This is a genomic window from Buchnera aphidicola (Nippolachnus piri), from assembly GCF_039383305.1.
Classification (GTDB): domain Bacteria; phylum Pseudomonadota; class Gammaproteobacteria; order Enterobacterales; family Enterobacteriaceae; genus Buchnera_F; species Buchnera_F aphidicola_AZ.
In genome coordinates, this window is record NZ_CP135009.1 from 410,824 (window position 1) to 417,660 (window position 6,837).

General features: G+C 20.6%; 6 protein-coding genes and 1 tRNA gene. 4 read left to right on the forward strand and 3 right to left on the reverse strand.

All coding sequences use genetic code 11. The features are described from left to right. Positions 1-25: 25 nt before the first annotated feature. Complete coding sequence (ilvD, locus tag RJT25_RS02025; RefSeq protein ID WP_343126542.1) at positions 26-1,894, reverse strand: dihydroxy-acid dehydratase; 1,869 nt, start codon at positions 1,892-1,894, stop codon at positions 26-28. 193 nt (positions 1,895-2,087) lie between these two features. Then, a tRNA-Trp gene (locus tag RJT25_RS02030) sits at positions 2,088-2,161 on the reverse strand. Positions 2,162-2,361: 200 nt separating this feature from the next. Here RJT25_RS02030 and RJT25_RS02035 point away from each other — a divergent pair. The 4 genes from RJT25_RS02035 to fdx all read left to right on the forward strand — a co-directional run bounded on the left by RJT25_RS02035 (position 2,362) and on the right by fdx (position 4,982). Then, positions 2,362-3,573 (forward strand): IscS subfamily cysteine desulfurase, encoded by a 1,212-nt coding sequence (locus RJT25_RS02035; RefSeq protein WP_343126543.1) that lies wholly within the window; start codon positions 2,362-2,364, stop codon positions 3,571-3,573. Between the two features lie 22 nt (positions 3,574-3,595). Next, positions 3,596-4,003, forward strand: coding sequence for a Fe-S cluster assembly scaffold IscU (iscU, locus tag RJT25_RS02040; RefSeq protein ID WP_343126544.1), 408 nt, complete (start codon positions 3,596-3,598; stop codon positions 4,001-4,003). A 66-nt stretch (positions 4,004-4,069) separates the two neighbouring features. Further along, the gene (gene hscB / locus RJT25_RS02045) at positions 4,070-4,618 is read left to right on the forward strand and encodes a Fe-S protein assembly co-chaperone HscB (protein ID WP_343126545.1); all 549 of its coding nucleotides are present in this window, start codon (positions 4,070-4,072) and stop codon (positions 4,616-4,618) included. A 34-nt stretch (positions 4,619-4,652) separates the two neighbouring features. Beyond that, positions 4,653-4,982 (forward strand): ISC system 2Fe-2S type ferredoxin, encoded by a 330-nt coding sequence (gene fdx / locus RJT25_RS02050; RefSeq protein WP_343126546.1) that lies wholly within the window; start codon positions 4,653-4,655, stop codon positions 4,980-4,982. A 25-nt stretch (positions 4,983-5,007) separates the two neighbouring features. Here fdx and der read toward each other — a convergent pair whose 3' ends face one another. Further along, positions 5,008-6,405, reverse strand: coding sequence for a ribosome biogenesis GTPase Der (gene der / locus RJT25_RS02055; RefSeq protein WP_343126547.1), 1,398 nt, complete (start codon positions 6,403-6,405; stop codon positions 5,008-5,010). Between the last annotated feature and the right edge of the window lie 432 nt (positions 6,406-6,837).

Genomic DNA, 6,837 nt, shown 5'->3' on the forward strand with positions numbered 1-6,837 from the left:
TAAAAAATATCCTTTTAAAAACAAATTAATTTATATTGCGAAGATTACGAGTAATTTTTGTAATATCACGTATAGCTCCAGTATCCGCACTTGTTGCTAACAAACCATAAATTTTTAAAGAATCAGATAAAATTCTTACTCTTTTTTGCGGTGTATATGCAAATTTTTTTCTTTTTTTTTCTATATTTTTTCTTTTTTCTAATTCTTTCATATGAATTTTTAAAATAATTTCTTTTTTTGGTAAATTAATTTCTATTAAATCTCCATTTTTAATTAAAGCTATAATACCATAATTTGCAGCTTCAGGAGAAATATGACCAATAGAAATGCCAGAAGTACCACCTGAAAATCGACCATCTGTAATTAATGCGCAATCTTTATCTAATTTCATAGATTTTAAAAATGCAGTCGGATACAACATTTCTTGCATTCCAGGACCACCACAAGGACCTTCATAACGGATAACAATTACATCTCCTTTTTGAATTTTAGAATTCAAAATTGCTTGCACAGCCTCTTCTTGACTTTCATAAACTTTAGCTGGACCAATAAAATATAATTTCATATTTTTAATCCCCGCTGTTTTAATCAAAGCTCCATTAGGAGCTAAATTACCATATAATACTGATAATCCACCAATTTGATTATATGCATATTTACAAGAACGAATACAACCAAATTTACGATCTTTATCTAAAGTTAACCATTTAAAATTTTGAGAAAACGGAATACGAGTTTTTTTTCCTAACGGACCTGAAGAATAAAAATCTTTAACATATAAATTTTTTGTAGTTAATATATTATATTTTTCTAATAAATTTTGAAAAGTAATACCTAAAATATTTTTTATAGAATTTTTTAATAAACCTTTTTTTTGTAATTCTATTAAAATTCCTATAATTCCACCGGAACGATGCAAATCTTCCATATGATATTTTGAGGTATTTGGAGAAATTTTACATAAATAAGGAATTTTTTTAGAAATTTGATTAATATCTTTCATAGAAAAATTAATTCGAGCTGTAACTGCTAAAGCTAAAATATGTAGAATAGTATTAGTAGAACCACCCATAGCAATATCTAAAGCAATTGCATTATACAAAGATTTATATGTAATTAAATTTTTTGGTAATAAACTTTCATCATTTTTTTCATAATATAATTTTGTATTTTTAACAATTAAACGTCCTGCTTTTAAAAATAAATTTTTACGATTAATATGTGTAGCAACTAAAGTACCATTTCCAGGCAAAGATAAACCTAATACTTCCGTAATACAATTCATAGAATTTGCTGTAAACATTCCAGAACAAGAACCACACGTAGGGCAAGCAGATTGTTCAATTTCTTTTAAAAATTCATCAGAAACATTTTTGTCAGCACCATGTACCATAGCATCTACTAAATCAATTTTTATAATTTTTTTATTATAAATAATTTTTCCAGATTCCATTGGGCCACCTGAAACAAAAATTGTAGGAATATTTAAACGTATAGTTGCCAACAACATTCCAGGAGTAATCTTATCACAATTAGAAACACAAATCATAGCATCAACACAATGAGCATTAATCATGTATTCAATAGAATCTGCAATCAATTCTCGAGAAGGTAAAGAATATAACATGCCACTATGCCCCATAGCAATACCATCATCTATTGCAATGGTATTAAATTCCTTAGCAATACCACCAGAATTTTGAATTTCTTTAGAAATTAAAGAACCTATATGACGTAAATGAATATGTCCAGGCACAAATTCTGTAAATGAATTTACAATAGCTATAATTGGTTTCCCAAAATCTTGATCTTTAACACCAGTAGCTCGCCATAATGCTCTAGCGCCAGCCATATTTCTACCATTAATAGTTGTAGAAGAGCGATAAATAGGCATAAAAAAATTACTCATAGAAAAAGTTATAATTTTCAATATTTTATTTGAAATATTTTATTTTTAAAAAAAATATAAAATATAAAAAAATGTATATATTTAATTAGAATGATAAATATGATAAGATTTTAAAAGTTTTTTAGATATTATTTATATTACTAAAAAATTCTATATTTTTAAAAATAATAAAAAAATACAAGGGTGGAGGGATTTGAACCCCCAACACTCGGTTTTGGAGACCGATGATCTACCAAATTGAACTACACCCTTTTAAAAAATTTAAAAATATAAAATTATAAAATTAATTATACAGAAACTATTTTAAAAATACAACTACATCTCAAAATAGAATATAAAAATAATTATAAAACATTAATTTAAAAATTGATAAAATATTTTTAAAAATTTATATCAAAAAAAATTTTCAAAATATCATATTTTTTTTAAAATAAATAATTCTGGAATTTTATATGAAACAACCTATATATTTAGATTATGCAGCTACTACTCCTGTTGATTTAAAAGTATATAAAAAAATGAAAAAATTTTTTTTATTTACTGGAATTTTTGGAAATTCAGCTTCTCGTTCACATCAATTTGGTTGGGATGCTGAAAAAGCAATTTGTAAAGCAAGAAAAAATATTGCACAGTTAATTAATGCTGATCCTCGTGAAATAATTTTTACTTCCGGAGCAACAGAATCAAATAATTTAGCTATAAAAGGATTATATGAATTTCATAAAAAAAAAAATACACATATTATTACGAGTCAAATTGAACATAAATCAGTTTTAGATAGTTGTCGATATTTAGAAAGTAAAGGATGTCAAATAACATATTTAAAACCTAATAAATATGGTATGATTAATTTAAATGAATTAAATAATACAATCCTTCCACATACACTATTAATTTCTATTATTCATGTTAATAATGAAGTAGGAATAATTCAAAATATTTCTAAAATTAGTAAAATCTGTAAAAATAAAAAAATATTTTTACATATTGATGCTACACAAAGTATTGGAAAACTTAAAATTGATGTACAAAAATTAAACATAGATTTGTTATCCTTTTCTGGACATAAAATATATGGACCCAAAGGAATCGGAGTATTATATGTTCGACGTCGCCCAAGAATACGTTTAACTTCACAAATCCATGGAGGTGGTCATGAACGAGGATTACGTTCAGGTACATTACCTATTCATCAAATTGTAGGTTTAGGAGAAGCCTGTAAAATTTTAAAAAAAGAAATGTATAATGATATTTTACATTATTCTAAATTACAAAATTTATTATGGAATGGTATAAAAAATATTGAAGAAATTTATTTAAATACATATTTAAAAAATAGTGTATCCAATATTTTAAATATTAGTTTTAATTTTGTTGAAGGTGAATCTTTAATAATGGCTTTAAAAAATTTAGCTATTTCTTCAGGATCTGCTTGTACTTCTTCAAGTTTAGAACCATCATATGTATTACGAGCTATGGGAATTAAAGATGAATTAGCTCACAGTTCTATTAGATTTTCTATAGGTAGATTTACTACAATTCATGAAATTGAAATAACAATTAAATCTATACATTTAGCAATCCAAAAATTACGTGAACTTTCACCATTATGGGAAATGTATCAAAAAGGTATTAATATAGAAAAAATTATATGGAATAAATAATTTAAAATATATGAGAAAAATCATGACATATAGTAAAAAAGTTTTAGATCATTATGAAAATCCTAGAAATGTAGGTTCATTTAGTAGCAAAAAAAAAAATATTGGAACTAGTTTAGTAGGAGCTCCAGCATGTGGAGATGTTATGAAATTACAAATTAAAGTAAATAAAAAAGGCATTATTGAAGATGCTTGTTTTAAAACTTATGGATGCGGATCTGCAATTGCATCAAGTTCTTTAATGACGGAATGGATTAAAGGAAAAACTTTAAAAGAAGCTTCAAAAATTCAAAATACAGCCATTGTAAAAGAATTAAATTTACCACCTGTAAAAATTCATTGTTCAATATTAGCAGAAGATGCAATTAAAGGAGCTATTTCTAATTATCTTTCAAAAAATATGTTAAATAAAAATATAAAAAAATATAAATAAAATTTAATTTTTCATTAGTGCTGAAAATATTTCATAAAAATTCAGCACTTAACCAAACAAAAAAATATGCAATATATAAAAAATAAAATTAATTATTTTAAATTATTTAAAATATCTCAAAATTTTTATATTAATAAAAAGTTATTAAAAAAAAATTTTTATAAATTACAAATTAAATATCATCCTGATAAAATTAACAAAAATTTTTTTAATATTTTAGACAAAAAAATTAATTCTCAAAACATTAACAAAGGATATCAAATTTTAAAAAATGATTTTAAACGAGCTAAATATTTATTATTATTAATTGCTAAAAAAAAAATAATAAAAAAAACAGTTAATCAAAAAATTTTAATAAAACAATTTGAATTATATGAAAAAATTGAGCATTTTAAAAACCTTAAAAATAATTTTCAAAAAATTTTAATTTTTATTTTAAATCTTAAAAAAAAAATTAAAAAATATTTTATAAAAGTTAACATTGAATTTGAAAAAAAAAATATTTTAAAAATACAAAATATATTACATAAATTATTTTTTTTAAAAAAAATTTTAAAAAAAATAAATTTTATATATAATAAAAAAAAAACTGATTTAATTATTTTAAAAAAATAATATTTTTATATATTTTTTAAAAAAATGGAGAATTATGCCTAAAATTTTTTTTTACCCTCATAAAATTTTATTACCTATAGGAATAACTGTAATTTCAGTTCCAGGAAAAAGCATTTTAGATATAGCATTAGAAAATAAAATTAATATTGAACATGCATGTGAAAAATCATGTGCATGTTGTACATGTCATTGTATTATTAGAAAAGGATTTAATTCATTATCTATTTGTCAAGAAAAAGAAGAAGATCTATTAGATAAAGCTTGGGGATTAGAAAAATATAGTCGATTAGCATGTCAAGCTAAAATAGGTATTTCGGATATTTCTGTTGAAATTCCTTTATACACTCTTAATCAAGAATCTTAATTATTTAAAAAATTTTATCAAAATATTATTTTTTTTTTTTAAAAAAAGGATTAAAACTATTTTTAAAAAAAATTTGAATAGATGAATGAAAAATTAATAATTTTTTTTGAAAAAAATTTTTTAAATATTTTTGATATGATAATTTCAAAAAATTTGTTTGTGTACCATGAATAATAATTGTTAAAGGATTTATTCCCCCTAAATGCGCATATTTTAAACGAATTCTTTTATTTAAAGTACCCATATGAACAGGATGTTTTAATATTGCTTTTTGAAGAATATTTGTTAAAAAAAGGGGGGTAAATTTTTTTTTTGAATAATTATAAATTTTTTGAATATTATTAAAAAAAGAATTTAAACCAATTTTTTTTAAAGCAGAAATAAAAAAAATTTTATAATATGAAACAAATTTTAAACGATCAAGAATATTTTTTTTATAAATATTTTTTTGATTTTTTGGAATAAAATCCCATTTATTAATAAATATTAAACAAATATAACCTTTTTTTACAATTAAATTTAGTAAAAATAAATCTTGAGAAGTAATTCCTATTTTTGCATCGAATAATAATAAAATAATATCACATTTATTTAATATACTAAAAGTTTTAATTCTAGAAACATATTCTAAAAAATTTTGTTTTTTTTTTTTTTTAAAACCACAAGTATCCATAAAAATATATTTAATATTTTGATAGAAAAAAGGAACAGTAATTATATCACGTGTAGTTCCAAAAGATGAACTAGTAATTAATGTTTTTTTATTAATTAAAGTATTAATTAAAGTAGACTTTCCTACATTAGATTTTCCAATAATACAAATTTTAATTTTTAAAATATTTTTTTTTTGCAAAAAATAAAAATTATTTTTTTGCGAGTCAGAATTAATAATATTTATTTTTTTTTTATTAGAATAAAAATATTCAAAAATATCTTTTAAAAAAATAGAAAGTCCTAAACGATGACTTAAAGATATTGCATAAATTTTTTTAATTCCTAATTGATAAAAATCTTTTTCTATAAAAAAATTTTTAATTTTATCAATTTTATTGATACATAAAAAAATTTTTTTTTTTTCTCTTTTAATTTTGTTTAAAATTAAAAAATTTAAAGAAGAAATTGGTAAAATAGAAGAAATCATAAAAATTATTAGATTTGCTTCTTTAATAGTTTTAATAATTTGTAAATTAATTTGATTTAATAAATTATTTTTTTTTTTCTTTTTTTTAAAAAAAGACAATTCAATTCCAGCTGTATCAATTAAAAAAAATTTTTTATTTTTAAAATAAAATTTTCCAAAATTTCTATCACGAGTTGTTCCAGATTTTTTATAAACTAACATAGATTTTTTATTTGTCAAGATATTAAACAAACTAGATTTTCCTACATTAGGAGATCCAATTAATGCAATTTTAGGATTCATATGAATTATATTCCAAAAATTTTTATAATATTAAATTTTTTATAAAATTTTTAATTTTTTTTTAAATATTAATTTTAAAAAAATTTATTTTAACATATTCATTTTTTTTGTCTATAAAAATTTTAACTTTTTTAAAAAAAATATTAAAATTGTTAATTTATATTAATACATTATAATTCACATCTTATCCACAGGTTATTAAATAATAAAAATATTTATTAATCAATAAATTAAATAAGTTATCCACAAAAAAAAAAATTATAATAATAATAAATTCTTATAATTTAAATTGTTTTTTTTTTTATAAATTCAAAAGAATAGCTAATTAATAAACCATATTTATATTCAAAAAAAAAATAATATGATATATATATAAATAAACTTAAATAAGAAAAAATACATATGTAACTAATTTAAAATAAGGTAATAGAG

Coding starts and splice junctions, on each gene's coding strand:
- ilvD (WP_343126542.1), bottom strand. CDS start 1,894: ATGCCTATTTATCGCTCTTCTACAACTATTAATGGTAGAAATATGGCT.
- RJT25_RS02035 (WP_343126543.1), top strand. CDS start 2,362: ATGAAACAACCTATATATTTAGATTATGCAGCTACTACTCCTGTTGAT.
- iscU (WP_343126544.1), top strand. CDS start 3,596: ATGACATATAGTAAAAAAGTTTTAGATCATTATGAAAATCCTAGAAAT.
- hscB (WP_343126545.1), top strand. CDS start 4,070: ATGCAATATATAAAAAATAAAATTAATTATTTTAAATTATTTAAAATA.
- fdx (WP_343126546.1), top strand. CDS start 4,653: ATGCCTAAAATTTTTTTTTACCCTCATAAAATTTTATTACCTATAGGA.
- der (WP_343126547.1), bottom strand. CDS start 6,405: ATGAATCCTAAAATTGCATTAATTGGATCTCCTAATGTAGGAAAATCT.